Genomic DNA, 19,249 nt, shown 5'->3' with positions numbered 1-19,249 from the left:
GGATCAGGCCGAGTGCTCGGCGGCGAGGCCACGAACGCGCGTGTAGAGATCCCGCGGAAGCAGGAGCTCGACCCTGCCGAGGGTGTGGCGAACGGTCCCCTCGGTCTCGCCGAGCTCCATCAAGGGGAGCGCCTTCGGGAGCTCCTCCCGGTGAACGATCGCCTTCACGCCTGCCTCGCGCAGCTCCTTGTTCTTCTCCGCCGGGGAGGAGAGCTCGGCCCACTTGTCCGCGTAGGTCTGGCCGGTCGGGATCTCCTCCCACCTGTCCGGCACGACCGGCATGGCGGCGAGCGCCTCGCGCTTCGCTTCGAGTCGGAGGTACTCCTCCCGGTACTCCTTCTTACCGAGCTCGGAGGAGTAGAGCCCTGCCTCGCGGTCCTCGCGGAGCTCGGCCAGAGCGCGCGTCACCTCGGCCACGTCTGCCGTGTGGTCGACTCCGGGGCGGAAGGTGCGCCGGATGATCTGAGCGTGCCCCACGGCACGGAGGAAAGCCTCCTCCACTGCCTCTTCCAGGTGCTTGGCTCGGATCGCTTCGTTCTGTCCGCACTCGGCACCGGAGATGTTCCGGGAGCTGCACCGGTAGTACATCCAGGTTCGGCCGTTGTTCCGGTAGAGGGGACGGCCGCACACGCAGAACGCCACCCGCAGGAGCGGACTCCTGTCGTACCGGTGCCCAGCGGTCGGCCGAGAGTTCTCCTTCAGCTTGGCCTGTAGTTCGTCCCACTCCCTCTTACCGAGGATCGGCTCTGCCCGCTGGAGCGGGAGCCCTTCGGCGTCCCGTACGAGACGAGTCCTCTTCTCCTTCGTGCCGTCCGGGAGCTGTATCTCCTCGGTCATCTCGACTCGGCCGAGGAGCGTGTGAGAGCGGAGCATCTTCGTAAGGTTGCCGACGCGCCAGACCGACCCCTTCGGCTCCTTGCCCGCGCGGATGCGCTGAGCGTCGAGCGACGTCGGCACCTTCTCTGCGTTGAGCCACCGGCATACGGCGTTGATCGCCTGCCCCTCGTCGACGATGCGTCGAACGATCTCCCGGACGACGCTCGCCGTGTCCGTCCCGTAGTCGTCGGGGACCAGCTTCCATCCGTCGCCTACGGCATCCTTCTCGGCCCGGTAGCCGTACGGCACGAAGCCACCACGCCACCGACCGGACTTCATCAAGTGCGCGTACGAGGACTTGGCCCGGAACTTGATCGCTTCGAGCTCCCCCTCTGCGAACGCTGCGATGAGCTGAAAGAGGATCTTGCCCATCGGCGAGGACACGTCGAAGCCGTCCTCTGCCGACGCAACCTCTTTGCCGTGCTCCCCCGCCCACTCCACAAGCTGTGCGATGTGCAGGACGCGACGCGAGATGCGGTCGAGCTTCATGCCGCACAGGACGTCCCACTCATCGGCTCGCGAGAGCTCCCACGCGAGGCGCTCCTCTACGGCGCTCACGTCCTTGCCGATGGTGGACGGGAGCCACTGGCCGAGGCCCGGCCGCTCCCACGGGGCGATGGCGCCGGACACGTCCACGTCCTCGACCCAACCAACGATCGTGTGGCCTCGGCTGTCGGCCCATCGCTGGATGGCTACCTTCTGCCGGACGACCGAGGTCGACTCGTCGGACGCTCGCGACAGGCGCAGCGCTCCCAGGACCCTTGCCATGCTGTGTTCTCTCCTCTTACCGAAGGTTCAGGGTACGGAAGGGGGAGCGGACGTCTGTTCGCCCGCTCCCCGAGCGGGTCAGAGACCGGCCGCCTGTCGCAGTGCCTCGATGGACGCGGCGACCTCTTCGAAGTCCGGCTCAGTGGTGATCGCGTCCGAGACGTAGAGGCTGAACACCTTCCGGCCGTCGTCGGTGACCCCTTCGAGGGACGGCCCGCCGTCCTCCCCTTCGAGCGGCTCGACGCCGAGCGAGGAGAGGCGACGGAAGGTGTCGGCGAGCAAGGCGTCATGCAGGGTGGCGCCGCCCTCGGACAGGGACAGGTCTTCGCTCGCCGGGGGAGAGACCAGGACGCCGGTACCGGCGATCACGTCGACGATGGCGACGAACGGGGCGAGGTTGATCGTCTGCATGCCCAGCGCCTCGGGGGCGAAGCGCTCGCCTGCCTCGGCCGTGACGGCGTCCCGTTCGTCCGCCTCGGCCTCGGCGAGCGCCTGAGCGTCCGCGGGATCGTCGAGCGTGCGGACGGGGGCCGACTCCTCGACCTTGGGTACACGCTGGAACGTGGAACCGGGGTAGACCGTGACCGTGTCGTACTCGCCCTTGAACAGAGTGGTGACCCGGAGCTGGCCGAGGTTGTTGCCGAGCGGCTCGACGGCCGTAACGATGCCCTTGCCCTCCCAGAACCAGAGGGCATCCCCCTCGGCCAGGTGCTCGGCCCGGACGATCTCCACATCCTGCGGCCGGACGCGCACGTACTCGCCCACGGCGTACGTGTGGTCAAGGGTGAAACCGAGCTCGCGAGACGACTCGGAGGAGAGCTCGACGTCCACCGACTGAGCGTCCGTGTCGACCGTGACCGAGGTGACCTCCCGGTCCCCGTCCTTCCAGGTGTCGCAACCGAGCACCATGCCGGGCTTCAGGTCACGGGCGGGGAAGAGGGTCCACTCGCCCTCGCCGTAGATGCGCTCGACGTGCCGGAGTGCCAGCTCCTTGACGTCCGTCAGTCGACGGCCGGTGAAGCCGTGGCCGAGACCGGTCACGGTTCCCTCCCATGCGGCGCCGTTCTTGCGTGCCGTAGCGATGCGCTTGCCATCGTGCGTGGCGTAGTAGCTACCGGCTGCGTCCTTGTGCCAGGTGAGTTCCATCGTCAGTCCCCTTCGATCGGGGAGTAAGTCCGGCTCGTTGGATGAGACCCCGGAGTTCAGCAGCCACGCGCTCGATGCCCTGCGCCAGCCGCTGGAGGCCGGGCACGTCGTCATCGCGCGCAGCGCGGGCGTGGTGCGCTTCCCGGCGCGGTTCCTGATGGTGCTCGCCGCCAACCCCTGTCCCTGCGGGCGGTTCTCGCAGACCGACGAGACGTGCGAGTGCTCGCCCTCGGCGATCCGCCGCTACCAGGCCAGACTCTCAGGACCGCTGCTCGACCGGGTCGACCTGCGGGTCGAGGTGGACCGGGTCACGCGCAGCCAGCTGGCGGGGGACGGTCCCCGGGGCGACTGCACCGCGACCGTCGCCGACCGGGTGCGCGCGGCTCGGGAGCGGTCGGCCGCGCGCCTGGCGGGCACCCCGTGGCGGTCGAACAGCGAGGTGCCCGGCCGGGAACTGCGCAGCCGCTGGCGCGCCGCCCCCGGCGCGCTGGAAGAGGCGGAGCGCAGTCTGGAACGCGGTGTGCTCACCGCCCGCGGACTCGACCGGGTCCTGCGCGTCGCCTGGACCGTCGCGGACCTCGTCGGCCACGACCGCCCCGACGCCCGGGACGTCGCCCTGGCACTGCAACTGCGCACCGGGGTGCCGCGGGGCGTGCCGATGGCCCTGGGAGCACTGGCATGAGCGGCGACGGCGGGCAGCCGGGGGACACCGCCCCGAACAGGGACGCCGGACCGACCGGGAGCGACCCTCTCTTCCCCGACGCGGCGGTCTCCCTCGGCGACCGGGATCAGCCCGAGGGGGAAGCGGTGGCAGGCGGTGAGGTGCCCCGGGACCGTGAGTTGCAGGCGCGGGTCTTCCTCGCCCGGGTGCTCGAGCCCGGTGACGAGACCGGCGGCCGGTGGGTGCGGGAGCGGGGGATCCTGGAGGTGGCGCGGCGCCTGCGCGAGGGCGGGCGCGCCCTGCCGGGGGTGAGCGCGAAGCGGTGGGCCGGGCTCTGTGCCCGGGCGGGGCGTGCCGACCCCCGCCGTGACCTGGCCGTCGCCCGGTCCGCGGGGGCGCGGTTCGTGGTCCCCGGGACCGCGGAGTGGCCGGGGCAGCTCGACGACCTCGGTGACGCCCGGCCGCTCGGGCTGTGGGTGCGGGGCGGGCCCAGTCTGCGCATGTGGGCGCTCAGGTCGGTGGCCGTCGTCGGCGCCCGCGCCTGCACCGAGTACGGCGCCCACATGGCCGCCACCCTCGCCGCCGGGCTGGCCGAGCGCGGCTGGGTCGTGGTCTCGGGCGGGGCCTACGGGATCGACGGCGCCGCCCATCGCGGTGCCCTCGGGGCGGGCGGCGCCACCGCGGCGGTCCTCGCCTGCGGGGTCGACCGCCCCTACCCTCCCGGGCACACCGCGCTGATCAACAGGATCGCCGAGCAGGGCCTGGTCGTCGGCGAACTGCCACCGGGCGACCATCCGACGCCGAGCAGATTCATCCTGCGCAACCGGGTCATCGCCGCGCTCACCCGGGGCACCGTGGTCGTCGAGGCCGCGTACCGCAGCGGTTCGCTGGTGACCGCCCGGGCGGCCCGGCGGCTGGGCCGGCACGTGATGGGCGTGCCGGGACCCGCGACCAGCGCCCTCTCCGCGGGGGTGCACGAGTTGCTGCGCGGCGACGCGGTGCTCGTCGGCGACGCCGCCGAGGTGGTCGAACTGGTCGGCGACATGGGCGAGCTGCCCCCGGAGCGGCGCGGCCCGGTCCTGCCCACCGACCTCCTGGAACCCCGGACCCGCCACGCGCTGGCCGGGCTCCCCGGTCGGGGAACGGCGACGGCGGCGGAGGTGGCACAACGGGCCCAGACCACCGAGGACGACGCGATCGCGAGGCTGTACGAGCTTCGAGCACTCGGTTACGTCGAACGACACGGCGACGGCTGGAAGTTGACACGCCAGGCGATGATCTCGGTTCGCGGCGGCCGCGGCCCGTGCTGACGCACCGTGTTCGGCCGTCCGGGGGAACCCCGACGCCCGTGGGGATTCTGGCAGTTGAGGTATTCGAGTGATCACCCAGAGCGATCACCGTCCCCCCTGTAGAGCGTTCGGCGGAACGTATCTGCGTAGGGTCACCGCCCCCTCCTTCGCACACCGCGACGGTCCAGTCACGCTACGCTCACGATGACCCCCACGCAGACGGCCGACAGCAGGCGACAACCAGAAAGCAGACCGGCGGCCTCAGGCAGATCCACATCACGGCAGAACGGCACTAGGCGACGAATGCCCCAGCACACCTCCGGGTCCGACCGGGCGGCGATCCCCCCAGCCGCCCGCGACGGTGGCAGCGTGCGACCATCCGCCCCCTCGACGCTCGACGAGTTGTGGCGGTCGTACAAGGCGACCGGCGACGAGCGGCTGCGGGAACAGCTGATCCTGCACTACTCGCCCCTGGTGAAGTACGTGGCGGGCCGCGTCAGCGTGGGCCTGCCGCCCAATGTCGAGCAGGCCGACTTCGTCTCCTCCGGGGTGTTCGGGCTGATCGACGCCATCGAGAAGTTCGATGTCGACCGGGAGATCAAGTTCGAGACGTACGCGATCACCCGGATCCGGGGCGCGATGATCGACGAACTGCGCGCACTGGACTGGATCCCGCGCTCGGTGCGGCAGAAGGCGCGGAACGTGGAGCGCGCCTACGCGACGCTGGAGGCACGCCTGCGCCGCACCCCCTCGGAGAGCGAGGTCGCGGCGGAGATGGGGATCGCGGTGGAGGACCTCCACGCGGTCTTCAGCCAGCTGTCGCTGGCCAACGTGGTGGCCCTGGAGGAGCTGCTGCACGCCGGGAGCGAGGGCGGCGACCGGCTGAGCCTGATGGACACGCTGGAGGACACCGCCGCCGACAACCCGGTGGAGGTCGCCGAGGACCGGGAGCTGCGACGGCTGCTGGCCCGGGCGATCAACACGCTGCCGGAGCGGGAGAAGACCGTGGTCACGCTGTACTACTACGAGGGCCTCACGCTCGCCGAGATCGGGAACGTGCTGGGTGTGACCGAGAGCAGGGTCAGTCAGATCCACACCAAGTCGGTCCTGCAACTGCGCGCCAAGCTGGCGGGTTTCGGCCGCTGAACCGGCTCCGCGGCAGTGGCCCGACGTCGACCGGTGACCCGGCCGGCGGTGGTGTGGCCGGGTGGATGACTCCCGTACGGGGTGCCGCGTCCGTAAAGTGGTGACGTGCCAAGGATTCGAGCGGCCTCTGTGGCCGAGCACCGGTCGATGCAGCGTGCCGCCCTGCTGGACGCGGCACGCTCCCTGCTGTCCGACGGCGGTACGGAGGCGCTGACCTTCCCCGCCCTCGCCGAACGGACGGGCCTCGCCAGGTCCTCCGTCTACGAGTACTTCCGGTCGCGGGCGGCGGTGGTCGAGGAGCTGTGCGCCGTCGACTTCCCCGTGTGGGCCGCGGAGGTCGAGGCCGCGATGGAGCGCGAGACGGCCCCCGAGGCCAAGGTCGAGGCGTATGTGCGCACCCAGCTCGACCTGGTCGGGGACCGTCGGCACCGGGCCGTGGTGGCCATCTCCGCGAGCGAGCTGGACGCCGGCGCCCGGGAGAAGATCCGGGCCGCGCACGGCGGGCTGATCGCGATGATCGTCGAGGCGCTGGGCGAGATGGGGCACGGCCAGCCGCGGCTGGCGGCGATGCTCCTCCAGGGCGTCGTCGACGCCGCCGTACGGCGGATCGAGCTGGGTGCTGCGGAGGAGCCGACGGCGATCACCGAGGCGGCGGTCTCCATGGCGTTGCGCGGCGTGCGGGGCTGATCTCCGCGCGGCCGGGCAACGGCACGCCCAGGACCGGCAGCAGTCTCGACGGACCCGTGTCCAGCAGCCACGGCGGGAGCAGGGACAGAGGGTTCAGATAGACCTCGCCCCGCAGCAGGCCCCAGTGCAGGCAGGCGGCACAGTGCGGGCCAGCCGGCTCCACAGTGCCGAGCACCTCCCCGGCCGCGACCTCGTCGCCCTTGCGCACGGTCGCCTCGACGGGGGCGTACGTCGTCCGCAGGGGTGGTGTGCCGGTCCCCGCCAGTTCCACCGAGACCACGCCGCGGCCCGCGACCGGCCCCGCGAACGACACCCGCCCCGCGGCCACCGCCCGTACCGGGGTTCCGCTTCCCGCGGCGAGGTCCACGCCGCGGTGCCCCGGCCCGTACGGGGTCGCCGGGGGCTCCCAGCCCCGCAGGACCACCGGAGGCGTGCCGACCGGCCAGTGCCGGGCCACCGTCGGCACCGCCGGGTCCGGGGCCCTCCGGCCGGCGTCCGTCGCTGAGACCGCCGAGACCGCCGAAACCCCCGAGACCGCCGGAGCAGCGCGCGGCGGCCCCGTGGCCAGGACGGTCAGCAGCAGTACCAGCCAGGTGCCCGCGCGCACCCATCGCCTCGTTCGCATGGGAGCACCGTCCCGCACCGCGGCCCGGCACCGCCCGGCCCTGTGGACCGCGCTCCGCTTGTGGACAGCCGCGTCACCCGGTACCTCGCGGGTCCCGTACACTTCTGGTGGCGATCCGGGTCACCGGGTCGACTTCGCACGCCCCGACACGAGGCCTCACAAGGTTCGTGTCAGCGCCCCTCGGTCCCTAGTGGCAGGCGCATCCGGGCGTCAGGCGCGGGAGCCGTCCGGCTCGCGCGGCACAACCGAGAAAACCAAGGAGATACGGCCATGGCCGTCGTCACGATGCGGGAGCTGCTGGAAAGCGGCGTCCACTTCGGTCACCAGACCCGCCGTTGGAACCCGAAGATGAAGCGCTTCATCTTCACGGAGCGCAACGGCATCTACATCATCGACCTGCTCCAGTCGCTGTCGTACATCGACCGCGCCTACGAGTTCGTCAAGGAGACCGTCGCCCACGGCGGCACGGTCATGTTCGTCGGCACGAAGAAGCAGGCGCAGGAGGCCATCGCCGAGCAGGCCACCCGCGTCGGCATGCCCTACGTCAACCAGCGCTGGCTGGGCGGCATGCTCACCAACTTCTCGACCGTCTACAAGCGCCTGCAGCGCCTGAAGGAGCTCGAGCAGATCGACTTCGAGGACGTGGCCGCCTCCGGTCTCACCAAGAAGGAGCTGCTGGTCCTCTCCCGCGAGAAGGCCAAGCTGGAGAAGACCCTCGGCGGTATCCGCGAGATGTCCAAGGTGCCCAGCGCCGTCTGGATCGTGGACACCAAGAAGGAGCACATCGCGGTCGGCGAGGCCCGGAAGCTCAACATCCCGGTCGTCGCCATCCTCGACACCAACTGCGACCCCGACGAGGTCGACTACAAGATCCCGGGCAACGACGACGCGATCCGCTCCGTCACCCTGCTCACCCGCGTGATCGCCGACGCCGTCGCCGAGGGCCTCATCGCCCGCTCCGGTGCCGCCGGTGGCGCCAAGGGCGAGAAGGCCGCCGGCGAGCCGCTGGCCGAGTGGGAGCGCGACCTGCTCGAGGGCGAGAAGGCCGAGAAGAAGGACGACGCCGAGGCCGCCGAGAAGCCCGCCGAGGCTCCGGCTGCCGAGGCCGCCCCCGCCGAGGCCCCCGCCACCGAGGCGCCCGCCGAGACCCCGGCCGCCCCGGCCGCGGACGCCGAGCAGGCCTGACCCCTCACCACCTTCGGGTGCCGGACGGCGGGGGCCCACGAAGCCCCCGCCGTCCGGCCCGTAGATCTTCAGACTTCGAGAGAGATTCCGGAATCATGGCGAACTACACCGCCGCCGACGTCAAGAAGCTCCGCGAGCTCACCGGCGCCGGCATGATGGACTGCAAGAAGGCGCTGGACGAGGCCGAGGGCAACGTCGAGAAGGCCGTCGAGGCGCTCCGCATCAAGGGCCAGAAGGGCGTCGCCAAGCGCGAGGGCCGCTCTGCCGAGAACGGCGCCGTCGTCTCGATCATCGCCGACGACAACACCTCGGGTGTGATCGTCGAGCTGAAGTGCGAGACGGACTTCGTCGCCAAGGGCGAGAAGTTCCAGACCGTCGCCAAGACCATCGCCGAGCACGTCGCCAAGGCCGCTCCGGCCGACCTCGAGGCGCTGCTCGCCTCCGAGATCGAGGCCGGCAAGACCGTCCAGGCGTACGTGGACGAGGCCAACGCCAACCTCGGCGAGAAGATCGTCCTGGACCGCTTCGCGCAGTTCTCCGGCGGCTACGTGACCGCGTACATGCACCGCACGATGCCCGACCTGCCCCCGCAGATCGGTGTCCTCGTCGAGCTGGACAAGCCCAACGCCGAGGTCGCCAAGGGCGTCGCCCAGCACATCGCCGCCTTCGCGCCGAAGTACCTCTCCAAGGAGGACGTCCCGGCCGAGGTCGTCGAGACCGAGCGCCGCGTCGCCGAGGAGACCACCCGCGCCGAGGGCAAGCCCGAGGCCGCCCTGCCGAAGATCGTCGAGGGTCGCCTCAACGGCTTCTTCAAGGACGCCACCCTGCTCGGCCAGCCCTACGCCCTGGACAACAAGAAGTCCGTCCAGAAGGTGCTGGAAGAGGCCGGTGTCAGCCTGAAGCGCTTCTCGCGCATCAAGGTCGGCATCTGAGTCCGTACCGCGACGGACGCGCGACCCCGGTAGGGTCGACAGCAGTCGTCGGCGCCGTTCGCGTATGCCGTTGCGCACGCGCGCGTGGCGGCGGGCGACAGCAGATCTGACGAGGAGGCCATTGCCGCGTATGGGATGCGAAACACGCCCCCACCGGCAGTGGCCTTCTTCGTGTGTGTGACCCACGTAAAAGAGGCGAGATCTCCATGACCACCAAGGCCGAGAAGAGCGACGACGGCAAAGTGAGCGGCCGCTTCATGCTGAAGCTGTCCGGAGAGGCCTTCTCCGGCGGTGGGGGCCTGGGCGTCGACCCCGACGTGGTGCACGCCATCGCCCGCGAGATCGCGGCCGTCGTCCGCGACGGCGCGCAGATCGCGATCGTTATCGGCGGCGGCAACTTCTTCCGCGGCGCCGAGCTGCAGGTGCGCGGCATGGACCGCGCCCGCTCCGACTACATGGGCATGCTCGGCACCGTGATGAACTGCCTGGCCCTCCAGGACTTCCTGGAGAAGGAGGGCGTCGACTGCCGTGTGCAGACCGCCATCACCATGGGCCAGGTCGCCGAGCCCTACATCCCGCTGCGTGCCGTGCGCCACCTGGAGAAGGGCCGCGTGGTCATCTTCGGCGCCGGTATGGGCATGCCGTACTTCTCCACCGACACCACCGCCGCCCAGCGCGCCCTCGAGATCGACGCCGAGGCGCTGCTCATGGGCAAGAACGGCGTGGACGGGGTCTACGACTCCGACCCGAAGACCAACCCGGACGCCGTGAAGTTCGACGCGCTCGGCTACGGCGAGGTCATCACCCGCGACCTGAAGGTCGCCGACGCCACGGCCGTCACCCTCTGCCGCGACAACAGCCTCCCGATCGTGGTCTTCGAGCTGTTGAAGGAGGGCAATATCGCCCGCGCCGTCAAGGGTGAGAAGATCGGCACGCTTGTGGGTGACCAGGGCAGCCGGGACTGACCGGAGAACACCCCCCGTCCGCGGACGCCACCTGTCCGGGGGACGGACGGGACGGGACCGGGCCGGGGGATGGACAATGTCCCGCCGGTCGGGAACCGTGCAGGAAGAACGCGACGCAGCCGGCCGCGGCCCGCAGGGTACCGCAGCCGGGCCTACTCAAGACACGCAGGAGCAAGTGGTGATCGAAGAGACCCTCCTCGAGGCCGAGGAGAAGATGGAGAAGGCCGTCGTGGTCGCCAAGGAGGACTTCGCCGCGATCCGCACCGGCCGTGCGCACCCGGCGATGTTCAACAAGATCGTGGCCGACTACTACGGCGCGCCGACGCCGATCAACCAGCTGGCCTCGTTCTCCGTGCCCGAGCCGCGCATGGCCGTGGTGACCCCCTTCGACAAGACGGCCCTGCGCAACATCGAGCAGGCGATCCGCGACTCCGACCTGGGCGTCAACCCGAGCAACGACGGCAACATCATCCGGGTGGTGTTCCCCGAGCTGACCGAGGAGCGCCGCCGGGAGTACATCAAGGTCGCCAAGAGCAAGGGCGAGGACGCCAAGGTCTCGATCCGCTCCGTGCGCCGCAAGGCCAAGGACGCCATCGACAAGATGGTCAAGGACGGCGAGGTCGGCGAGGACGAGGGCCGCCGTGCGGAGAAGGAGCTCGACGACACCACCGCCAAGTACGTCGCACAGGTGGACGAGCTCCTGAAGCACAAGGAAGCGGAGCTGCTCGAGGTCTGATGAACGACTCTTCCTGGGGAGCGCCGCCACAAGCCGGGTACTGGGGGCCGTCCGACCAGGGACCCGTCCAGGGCGCCGGCCCGGCGGGTCCCGCGTACGATGCGCACTACGCGCAGCAGACTCGCCCCATGCCCATCGTGCCCGACGTACCCGAACACGGCGGAGACCAGGACGACGACCAGGGGACCGCTCGGCTGAGCGGTCCCTTGTTCCGGGACGAGCCGTTCCACGACCAGCCCGTTCGCGACGAGCCGTATCGCGACCCGAGCACGTCGGCGCAGCCGTATGCGGCGGTGCCGCGGAATCCGGAGCCCATGCCCGACGCCCCGCAGCCGGCGCAGCCCGAGCCGGCGCCGCAGAAGAAGAGCGCGGGGCGCGACCTGGGTGCCGCGATAGGGGTGGGCGTCGGACTCGGCGTGGTGATCATCGCGTCGCTGTTCGTCGTCAAGGCCGTCTTCGTCGGCGTCATCGCGGTCGCCGTCGTGGTGGGCCTGTGGGAGCTGACCTCGCGGCTTCAGGAGCGCAAGGACATCAAGGCGCCCCTGGTACCGCTCGCGATCGGCGGCGCCGCGATGGTGGTCGCCGGCTACGCGCGCGGGGCCGAGGGGGCGTGGGTCGCGATGGCCCTCACTGCGCTCGCGGTCCTGGTCTGGCGCATGACGGAGCCGCCCGAGGGCTACCTCAGGGACGTCACCGCGGGCCTGTTCGCCGCGTTCTACGTGCCGTTCCTGGCCACGTTCGTCGCCATGATGCTGGCGGCCGACGACGGCGCCTGGCGCGTGCTGGTCTTCCTGATACTGACGGTCGTCAGCGACACCGGGGCCTACGCCGTCGGCTGGCGCTTCGGCAAGAAGAAGCTCGCCCCGCGCATCAGCCCGGGCAAGACCCGCGAGGGCCTGCTGGGGGCGGTGGCGTTCGCGATGGTGGCGGGCGCGCTGTGCATGCAGTTCCTGATCGACGACGGCACCTGGTGGCAGGGCCTGCTGCTCGGCCTCGTGGTCGCGATCAGCGCCACTCTGGGCGACCTCGGCGAGTCCATGATCAAGCGGGACCTCGGCATCAAGGACATGGGCACCCTCCTGCCGGGCCACGGCGGCATCATGGACCGCCTCGACTCGCTGCTGCCGACGGCACCGGTGGTGTGGCTGCTGCTGGTGATCTTCGTGGGCTCGGGCTGATCCGGACTGTGACCCCTTCGGTTCGGGTCTGACCTGCTGGTTCTTCGGAGAGGGACCCGTTGTCCACAGGGCGGCGGGTCCCTCTCCGTATGTCTGCGACACTGGTATGGCCATGCCTAAGCCCGGAGAACTCACATTTGTCGCGCCGCGCGGAGCCAAGAAGCCGCCGCGGCACCTTGCCGACCTCACGCCCGCCGAGCGCAAGGAGGCTGTCGCCGCGATCGGTGAGAAGCCGTTCCGTGCGAAGCAGCTCTCGCAGCACTACTTCGCGCGGTACGCGCACGCCCCCGAGCAGTGGACCGACATCCCCGCCGGTTCGCGCGAGGGGCTGCGGGAGGCGCTGCTGCCCGACCTGATGACGGTCGTGCGGCACCTGTCGACCGACCAGGGGACCACGCGCAAGACGCTGTGGAAGCTGTTCGACGGGACGCTCGTCGAGTCGGTGCTCATGCGCTACCCGGACCGGGTGACCATGTGCATCAGCTCCCAGGCCGGCTGCGGCATGAACTGCCCGTTCTGTGCCACCGGCCAGGCCGGCCTCGACCGGAACCTGTCGACCGCCGAGATCGTGCACCAGATCGTGGACGGCATGCGGGCGCTCAGGGACGGAGAGGTCCCGGGAGGCCCCGCCCGGCTCAGCAACATCGTGTTCATGGGCATGGGCGAGCCCCTCGCCAACTACAACCGGGTCGTGGGCGCCATCCGCCGGCTCACCGACCCCGAGCCCGACGGACTGGGGCTCTCCCAGCGCGGGATCACCGTCTCCACGGTCGGTCTCGTCCCCGCGATCCACCGCTTCACCGGCGAGGGCTTCAAGTGCCGCCTCGCCATCTCCCTGCACGCCCCCGACGACGAGCTGCGCGACACCCTCGTCCCCGTCAACACGCGGTGGAAGGTGCGCGAGGTGCTCGACGCCGGGTTCGAGTACGCGGCGACGTCCGGGCGCCGGCTGTCCATCGAGTACGCCCTGATCCGCGACATCAACGACCAGGCATGGCGCGGCGACCGTCTCGGGCGGCTGCTCAAGGGCAGGCCCGTGCACGTCAACCTGATCCCGCTCAACCCCACGCCCGGCTCCAAGTGGACCGCGTCCCGGCCCGAGGACGAGAAGGCGTTCGTGGAGGCGATCGCGGCGCACGGTGTGCCGGTGACGATCCGGGACACCCGTGGGCAGGAGATCGACGGGGCGTGTGGTCAGCTCGCCGCGAGCGAGCGGTAACCTGACCGGCGGAAGTATCAGTAGTACATCCAGCACACGCAGTACATCGTCATAGTCGTCACATCTTCATATTCCGACAGGGGAGCGCCACAGCGCTGAGAGTGCGGCACCGGCCGCAGACCCTCCGAACCTGGCCCAGGTCATTCTGGGTAGGGAGATCGGTCACCACTCGAGCTGTTGCGCCCTGCCCGGGATCCTCTCCAGGGGTCCCGGGCGGGGCCGCGTCTTCTCCTGGTCACCCAGGAGGAATTCAGTGAGCATCACCAAGAAGGTCAGTGTCCTGGCCGTCGGGCTCGGCATGGTCGGCACGCTGGCCGCCTGCGGATCCTCGTCCGACGACGGCAGCGGCTCCGGCGGCTCCAAGACCGTGACGCTGGTCAGCCACGATTCGTGGGCCGTGTCGAAGGACGTGATCGCCGCCTTCGAGAAGAACTCCGGCTACAAGGTCAAGGTCCTGGAGGACGGCGACGCCGGACAGGCCGTCAACAAGGCCATCCTCACCAAGGACAACCCGCAGGGCGACGTCTTCTTCGGCGTCGACAACACCCTGCTCTCCCGCGCCCTCGACAACGGCCTGTTCCAGCCGTACGAGGCGAAGGGCTCCGACCTCGTCCTGCCCGAGTACCGGGCCGACCAGGACAAGCACCGGGTCACGCCCGTCGACAGCGGCGACATCTGCGTCAACTACGACAAGGCGTACTTCGACCAGCACGGGCTGACCCCGCCCAAGTCCTTCGACGACCTGGTCAAGCCCGAGTACAAGGACCTGCTCGTCACCGAGAACGCGGGCAGCTCCTCGCCGGGCCTCGGCTTCCTGCTCGGCACCGCCGCCAAGTACGGCGACGGGGGCTGGGAGGGCTACTGGAAGAAGCTCAAGGCGAACGGCGTCAAGGTCGTCGACAGCTGGGAGCAGGCGTACAACGAGGAGTTCTCCGGCTCGGCCGGCGGCAAGAAGGCCAAGGGCGACCGTCCCCTCGTCGTCTCCTACGCCTCCTCCCCGCCCGTCGAGGTCGTCTACGCCGACCCGCAGCCGGACACCGCCCCCACGGGCGTCGCCGACGGCACCTGCTTCCGGCAGGTCGAGTACGCGGGCCTGCTCAGCAACGCCAAGAACCCCGAGGGCGGCAAGGCGCTCCTCGACTTCCTGCTGAGCAAGCCCTTCCAGGACGACATGCCGCTGAACATGTTCGTCTACCCGGTGCGTGAGGGCGCGCAGGTCCCCGAGGTGTTCTCGAAGTTCGGGCCGCAGGCGAAGGACCCGCAGACCCTCGACCCGGCGAAGATCGCCGACAACCGCGACCAGTGGGTCAAGTCGTGGACCTCGCTCGTCCTGAAGTGAGCCACGAAGGGACGCAGCCGGTGAAGCAGGCGGTGAAGCAGGCGGTGCGGCCGGCCCGGACCGTCCGCGGGAGCGCGGCCCGGCTCGGCCTGATGGCCGTGCCGGTCGCGTTCTTCGCGGTGTTCTTCGCCTACCCCGTCGCCGCCATCGTCGCGCGCGGTCTGGAGGTCGACGGGGTCTGGCGGCTCGGGCGGATCGGGGACGTGCTCGCGCAGTCCGACGTGCGGCACGTGCTGTGGTTCACCACCTGGCAGGCGCTGGCGTCCACCGCGCTCACGCTGCTGGTCGCACTGCCCGGCGCATATGTCTTCGCCCGCTTCGACTTCCCCGGCAAGCAGGTCCTGCGGGCGGTGGTGACCGTGCCGTTCGTGCTGCCGACGGTCGTCGTCGGTACGGCGTTCCTGGCGCTGGTCGGGCGCGGCGGGCTGCTCGACGAACTGTGGGGCCTGCGCCTGGACACCACGGTGTGGGCGATCCTGCTCGCCCACGTCTTCTTCAACTACGCCGTCGTCGTCCGCACCGTCGGCGGACTGTGGGCGCAGCTCGACCCGCGGCAGGAGGAGGCCGCGCGGATGCTCGGCGCCTCCCGGCTGCGGGCCTGGCGGCAGGTCACGCTGCCCGCGCTGGCGCCCGCCGTGGCCGCCGCCGCGCTGATGGTCTTCCTGTTCACCTTCACCTCCTTCGGCGTCGTCCAGATCCTCGGCGGGCCCACCTTCTCCACCCTGGAGGTGGAGATCTACCGCCAGACCTCACAGGTCTTCGACCTGTCCACGGCCGCCGTCCTGACGCTGATCCAGTTCGCGGCGGTCGTCGCCGTCCTCGCCGTGCACGCCTGGACGGTACGGCGGCGCGAGAGCGCGCTCAGGCTGGTGGACGCGGCCACGACGGCGCGCCGGCCGCGCGGGGCCGGGCAGTGGACGCTGTTCGCCGGGGTCCTGGGCACCGTCGCCGTGCTGCTGGTGCTGCCGCTCGCGGTGCTGGTCCAGCGGTCGCTGGGCGCGTCCGGCTTCGGCTACTACCGGGCGCTGACCCGCGAGGACGGCGGTGCCTTCCTCGTCCCGCCGATCGAGGCGATCGGCAACTCCCTCCAGTACGCCGTCGCCGCCACCGCCATCGCCGTGGTGATCGGCGCGCTGGCCGCGACCGCGCTCACCCGGCGCGACGCGGGCCGCTTCGTGCGCGGGTTCGACGCGCTGCTGATGCTGCCGCTCGGGGTGTCGGCCGTGACGGTCGGCTTCGGTTTCCTGATCGCGCTGGACGAGCCCCCGCTGGACCTCAGGTCCTCGTGGATCCTGGTGCCGCTCGCGCAGGCGCTGGTGGGCGTCCCCTTCGTCGTACGGACCATGCTGCCGGTGCTGCGCGCGGTGGACGGGCGGCTGCGGGAGGCGGCGGCCGTGCTCGGCGCGTCGCCGTGGCGGGTGTGGCGCGAGGTGGACCTGCCGATGGTGCGGCGGGCGCTGCTGGTCGCGGCCGGGTTCGCCTTCGCGGTGTCGCTGGGCGAGTTCGGCGCGACGGTGTTCATCGCACGTCCGGACCACCCGACGCTGCCGGTCGCCGTGGCCCGGCTGCTGGGGCGGCCCGGGGACATGAACTACGGCCAGGCTATGGCCCTTTCGACGATTCTGATGCTGGTGTGCGCGGTGGCCCTGGTGGTGCTGGAGCGGCTGCGGACCGACCGGAGCGGGGAGTTCTGACATGGCGTCCAAACCGTCCAGGCCGTCGGAGCCGCCCATGCCGTCGGAGCCGTCCATGCCTTCGAGCCTGCTGAGCCTCGAAGGCGCCACCGTCCGCTTCGGTGGCCGGGCCGTGCTCGACGCCGTCGACCTGGGGGTCGCCGAGCACGAGGTGGTGTGCGTGCTCGGGCCCAGCGGCAGCGGCAAGTCCACGCTGCTGCGAGCGGTCGCAGGGCTCCAGCCGCTGGACGCCGGGCGGGTGACGCTGGACGGGCGGGACCAGTCCGGGGTGCCCGCGCACCGGCGCGAGGTCGGGCTGATGTTCCAGGACCACCAGCTGTTCCCGCAGCGTGACGTGGCCGGGAACATCGCCTTCGGGCCGCGGATGCGCGGCGCGTCCAGGACGGAGCAGCAGGCCCGCGTGGAGGAGCTGCTGGAGCTGGTCGGGCTGCCGGGCGCCGCCCGCCGGTCCGTCGCCGCGCTCTCCGGCGGGGAGCAGCAGCGGGTGGCGCTGGCCCGCGCTCTCGCGCCCAGGCCCCGGCTGCTGATGCTGGACGAGCCGCTCGGCCAGCTGGACCGGTCGCTGCGGGAGCGACTCGTCGTGGAACTGCGGGAGCTGTTCGGGCGGTTGGGCACGACGGTGCTCGCGGTGACGCACGACCAGGGCGAGGCGTTCGCGCTCGCCGACCGGGTCGTGGTGATGCGGGACGGGCGGATCGCGCAGTCGGGGACGCCGCTGGAGGTGTGGCAGCGGCCGGCGGACGCCTTCGTGGCCCGCTTCCTGGGCTTCGACAACGTGGTCGAGGCGTCCGTCGCCGGGCAGGTGGCGGACACCCCGTGGGGCAAGGTGCCGGTCCCCGAGGGCGCCCCGCAGGGCACCCGGACGGTGCTCGTGCGGCCGGCCGGGGTCCGTGTCCTCCCCGCCGACGAGGGTCTGCGCTGCACGGTCACCGCCCGGACCTTCCGCGGCACGCACGTCGCCGTGCACCTCCAGCCCGAGGACGCGCCCCGGCTGGAGGCGGCCTGCGCGCTGCGGGCGGCGCCGGAGGTCGGGGCCGCAGTCGGGGTGGAGTTCGACGCGGCGGACGTCGTCGTGCTCGGCCGATCAGGAGTTCCGGAGTGATCGTCGCGCTCCTAGGGTGACGGCATGACACTCCTCGCGCACGACCGGTACTGCGACGAAATCGTCCACCAGGTGGGCGGACTCAGGGCCGTGGTCACTTCGGGTGCGGATCTGTCCGCCACCGTGCCGACCTGCCCGGACTGGACCCTGGAGGACCTGGTCAGGCACGTGGGCCGGGCCCTGCGCTGGACCGGGCTGATCGTCGGCACTCGCGCCGAGGAGAATGTCCCGCTGGACCGGGCCCCGGGAGCCACGGGGCCCGTGGCGAGCGGGGACGCGGCGGCGCTGGACGCGTGGCTGGCGGAGTCCGGCGAGGTCGTCGTCGGCGCCCTGCGGGAGGCCGGTCCGGACGCGCGCGCGTGGTCGTGGGCCGGTGTCGACACGGCGGGGTTCTGGGCGCGGCGGATGGCCCACGAACTCGTCGTCCACGGCGCCGACGCGGCACTCGCGGCGGGCCTGCCCCTCCGGGCGGTCGCGCCCGAGGTGGCGGCCGACGCGATCGACGAGTGGCTGGACATCGTGCGGTTCGTGCAGCGGGCCCTGCCCGGCGCCGCGGCGAACGAACTGCGGGCCCCCGGCAGCAGCCTCCACCTGCACGCGACCGACACCCCGGCCGAGCTGAACGCCGAGTGGCTGGTCGAGCTGCCCGACGAGGGCATCGCCTGGCGCCGCGGGCACGAGAAGGCGACGGTGGCCCTGCGCGGCCCGCTCACGGACGTGCTGCTGGCCTTCTACGGCCGGCTGCCGCTGGACGCGCCGGGACTCGAGCTGCTCGGCGACCGCAAGCTGCTCGAACTCTGGTTGGAGAAGGCGACGTTCGGCTGACACGACGGTGGCCCGCCCCGGAGGGGACGGGCCACCGCGATCAGCGCGTCGGTGCGCGGGAGATCAGCTGCCGCTCTTCGCGCCGCGACGGCGCATGCCGAAGAAGACGGCGCCGCCACCGACGACGACCAGTGCCGCCGCGATACCGGCGATCATGCCGGTGTTGGAGTTGGCACCGGTCTCGGCGAGGTTGGAGTCACCGGCCGCCGGGGACGGGGCGTTGTCGTTCGGGACGGCCGCCGGGGCGGTGCTCTCCGGCTGCGACGGCGCGGGGGCCGACGTGGACGGCTCGGGCGCCGGGGACTCCGTCTCGTCGGACGGGGTCGAGGAGCTCTCCGACGGTGTCGGGCTCGGGGTGTCCTCGGTCTTGCACGGGGTCGACGGGGTCTTGACGTCCGGCTCGATGAACTCGTCGACGTACTTGTCGGCCTTGACGTGGACGCGGTACTCCGTGTTCGGCTGCCAGTCCACGGCGAAGGAGACGGTGGTGCCCTCCTTGGAGCCCTTGACCGTCTCCTGGCCGACCTGCTCCCCGGTGCTCTTCAGGGAGACGGTGACGGTGGCCGGGATGCCGGCCGGGTCCACGTCGGTGACGGTGATGACACCGTTGTCCCCGTCGCACTTGGCCTCGGCGGAGAACTCGTTGATGTTGCAGGCGAGGGCGTTGCCCGAGGCGCTGAGCGCCAGGGCCGCGGAGGCGGCGACGACGCCGAGGGCGCGGACGCTACGGCGTGATGCCGTGCGGCTGATTATGGACAGGACTGCCACGTTTGTCCTTTACGGGAGCGCGGATGCGGGGGGTGGAGAGGGTGCCGACGCTCGACGACGCGGCATCAGCACACCCATGAGCCTCACTGGTCTATAAGCGACGCGTAA

17 protein-coding genes, 1 pseudogene and 1 riboswitch are annotated in these 19,249 nt (G+C 71.2%); of the genes and pseudogenes, 14 read left to right on the top strand and 4 right to left on the bottom strand.

What is annotated here, in order from left to right:
• Positions 1–3: 3 nt before the first annotated feature.
• Both IE258_RS31370 and IE258_RS31365 read right to left on the bottom strand, forming a co-directional pair.
• Entirely contained in the window at positions 4–1,644 is a 1,641-nt protein-coding gene (locus IE258_RS31370; RefSeq protein WP_189749130.1) for a recombinase family protein, read from the bottom strand.
• A gap of 78 nt (positions 1,645–1,722) precedes the next feature.
• Positions 1,723–2,790 carry a hypothetical protein gene (locus tag IE258_RS31365; RefSeq protein ID WP_189749129.1) on the bottom strand — a complete coding sequence of 356 codons (1,068 nt, stop codon included), beginning with the start codon at positions 2,788–2,790 and terminating at the stop codon, positions 1,723–1,725.
• Positions 2,791–2,827: 37 nt separating this feature from the next.
• On the opposite strand from IE258_RS31365, the pseudogene IE258_RS31360 reads away from it, so the two are divergent.
• The 4 genes and pseudogenes from IE258_RS31360 to IE258_RS31345 form a co-directional block, all read left to right on the top strand.
• Positions 2,828–3,472: pseudogene (locus IE258_RS31360) on the top strand (ATP-binding protein); the annotation flags it as partial.
• A complete protein-coding gene (gene dprA / locus IE258_RS31355) occupies positions 3,469–4,761 on the top strand; it encodes a DNA-processing protein DprA (RefSeq protein WP_373309958.1) in 1,293 nt (430 codons plus the stop codon). The pseudogene IE258_RS31360 and the gene dprA, both read left to right, overlap by 4 nt.
• Positions 4,762–5,043: 282 nt before the next feature.
• Positions 5,044–5,886, top strand: a complete 843-nt coding sequence (whiG, locus tag IE258_RS31350; protein WP_087807011.1) for an RNA polymerase sigma factor WhiG — start codon at positions 5,044–5,046, stop codon at positions 5,884–5,886.
• A 129-nt stretch (positions 5,887–6,015) separates the two neighbouring features.
• Positions 6,016–6,573, top strand: coding sequence for a TetR/AcrR family transcriptional regulator (locus IE258_RS31345; RefSeq protein WP_159329367.1), 558 nt, complete (start codon positions 6,016–6,018; stop codon positions 6,571–6,573).
• Here the strand turns inward: IE258_RS31345 and IE258_RS31340 are convergent.
• Entirely contained in the window at positions 6,527–7,198 is a 672-nt protein-coding gene (locus IE258_RS31340; protein WP_189749128.1) for a murein hydrolase activator EnvC family protein, read from the bottom strand. The genes IE258_RS31345 and IE258_RS31340 overlap by 47 nt on opposite strands.
• A 270-nt stretch (positions 7,199–7,468) precedes the next feature.
• On the opposite strand from IE258_RS31340, the gene rpsB reads away from it, so the two are divergent.
• The 10 genes from rpsB (at position 7,469) to IE258_RS31290 (ending at position 18,373) form a co-directional block, all read left to right on the top strand.
• Complete coding sequence (rpsB, locus tag IE258_RS31335; RefSeq protein ID WP_127894602.1) at positions 7,469–8,383, top strand: 30S ribosomal protein S2; 915 nt, start codon at positions 7,469–7,471, stop codon at positions 8,381–8,383.
• A 95-nt stretch (positions 8,384–8,478) separates the two neighbouring features.
• The gene (gene tsf, locus IE258_RS31330) at positions 8,479–9,315 is read left to right on the top strand and encodes a translation elongation factor Ts (protein WP_189749127.1); all 837 of its coding nucleotides are present in this window, start codon (positions 8,479–8,481) and stop codon (positions 9,313–9,315) included.
• A 206-nt stretch (positions 9,316–9,521) separates the two neighbouring features.
• Positions 9,522–10,280, top strand: coding sequence for a UMP kinase (pyrH, locus tag IE258_RS31325; RefSeq protein WP_054100839.1), 759 nt, complete (start codon positions 9,522–9,524; stop codon positions 10,278–10,280).
• Positions 10,281–10,458: 178 nt separating this feature from the next.
• A complete protein-coding gene (gene frr / locus IE258_RS31320; protein ID WP_059300879.1) occupies positions 10,459–11,016 on the top strand; it encodes a ribosome recycling factor in 558 nt (185 codons plus the stop codon).
• Complete coding sequence (locus IE258_RS31315; RefSeq protein ID WP_159329340.1) at positions 11,016–12,194, top strand: phosphatidate cytidylyltransferase; 1,179 nt, start codon at positions 11,016–11,018, stop codon at positions 12,192–12,194. Before frr ends, IE258_RS31315 begins: the two co-directional genes overlap by 1 nt.
• A 112-nt stretch (positions 12,195–12,306) precedes the next feature.
• Complete coding sequence (rlmN, locus tag IE258_RS31310; RefSeq protein WP_127894606.1) at positions 12,307–13,413, top strand: dual-specificity RNA methyltransferase RlmN; 1,107 nt, start codon at positions 12,307–12,309, stop codon at positions 13,411–13,413.
• 68 nt (positions 13,414–13,481) lie between these two features.
• Positions 13,482–13,587: riboswitch (TPP riboswitch) on the top strand.
• Between the two features lie 79 nt (positions 13,588–13,666).
• A complete protein-coding gene (locus IE258_RS31305; RefSeq protein WP_189749126.1) occupies positions 13,667–14,752 on the top strand; it encodes a thiamine ABC transporter substrate-binding protein in 1,086 nt (361 codons plus the stop codon).
• A gap of 92 nt (positions 14,753–14,844) precedes the next feature.
• Entirely contained in the window at positions 14,845–16,446 is a 1,602-nt protein-coding gene (locus IE258_RS31300) for an ABC transporter permease (protein ID WP_189749203.1), read from the top strand.
• Positions 16,447–16,501: 55 nt separating this feature from the next.
• Complete coding sequence (locus IE258_RS31295) at positions 16,502–17,548, top strand: ABC transporter ATP-binding protein (RefSeq protein ID WP_189749125.1); 1,047 nt, start codon at positions 16,502–16,504, stop codon at positions 17,546–17,548.
• Between the two features lie 24 nt (positions 17,549–17,572).
• A complete protein-coding gene (locus IE258_RS31290; RefSeq protein ID WP_189749123.1) occupies positions 17,573–18,373 on the top strand; it encodes a maleylpyruvate isomerase N-terminal domain-containing protein in 801 nt (266 codons plus the stop codon).
• Between the two features lie 63 nt (positions 18,374–18,436).
• Here the strand turns inward: IE258_RS31290 and IE258_RS31285 are convergent, their stop codons facing one another.
• Positions 18,437–19,141 (bottom strand): LAETG motif-containing sortase-dependent surface protein, encoded by a 705-nt coding sequence (locus IE258_RS31285; RefSeq protein WP_189749122.1) that lies wholly within the window; start codon positions 19,139–19,141, stop codon positions 18,437–18,439.
• Between the last annotated feature and the right edge of the window lie 108 nt (positions 19,142–19,249).

It is taken from the genome of Streptomyces tendae (assembly GCF_014650435.1).
Classification (GTDB): domain Bacteria; phylum Actinomycetota; class Actinomycetes; order Streptomycetales; family Streptomycetaceae; genus Streptomyces; species Streptomyces tendae.
Note: the sequence above shows the minus strand (reverse complement) of the source record. Positions and strands in the feature narration are given on the sequence as shown.

Bases quoted from the DNA above. Each gene is read 5' to 3' on its own strand.
- IE258_RS31365 (WP_189749129.1), bottom strand. From the start codon at position 2,790: ATGGAACTCACCTGGCACAAGGACGCAGCCGGTAGCTACTACGCCACG.
- tsf (WP_189749127.1), top strand. From the start codon at position 8,479: ATGGCGAACTACACCGCCGCCGACGTCAAGAAGCTCCGCGAGCTCACC.
- IE258_RS31295 (WP_189749125.1), top strand. From the start codon at position 16,502: ATGCCTTCGAGCCTGCTGAGCCTCGAAGGCGCCACCGTCCGCTTCGGT.
- IE258_RS31290 (WP_189749123.1), top strand. From the start codon at position 17,573: ATGACACTCCTCGCGCACGACCGGTACTGCGACGAAATCGTCCACCAG.
- IE258_RS31370 (WP_189749130.1), bottom strand. From the start codon at position 1,644: ATGGCAAGGGTCCTGGGAGCGCTGCGCCTGTCGCGAGCGTCCGACGAG.
- whiG (WP_087807011.1), top strand. From the start codon at position 5,044: ATGCCCCAGCACACCTCCGGGTCCGACCGGGCGGCGATCCCCCCAGCC.
- rpsB (WP_127894602.1), top strand. From the start codon at position 7,469: ATGGCCGTCGTCACGATGCGGGAGCTGCTGGAAAGCGGCGTCCACTTC.
- dprA (WP_373309958.1), top strand. From the start codon at position 3,469: ATGAGCGGCGACGGCGGGCAGCCGGGGGACACCGCCCCGAACAGGGAC.
- IE258_RS31315 (WP_159329340.1), top strand. From the start codon at position 11,016: ATGAACGACTCTTCCTGGGGAGCGCCGCCACAAGCCGGGTACTGGGGG.
- pyrH (WP_054100839.1), top strand. From the start codon at position 9,522: ATGACCACCAAGGCCGAGAAGAGCGACGACGGCAAAGTGAGCGGCCGC.
- IE258_RS31340 (WP_189749128.1), bottom strand. From the start codon at position 7,198: ATGCGAACGAGGCGATGGGTGCGCGCGGGCACCTGGCTGGTACTGCTG.
- rlmN (WP_127894606.1), top strand. From the start codon at position 12,307: ATGCCTAAGCCCGGAGAACTCACATTTGTCGCGCCGCGCGGAGCCAAG.
- IE258_RS31300 (WP_189749203.1), top strand. From the start codon at position 14,845: ATGGCCGTGCCGGTCGCGTTCTTCGCGGTGTTCTTCGCCTACCCCGTC.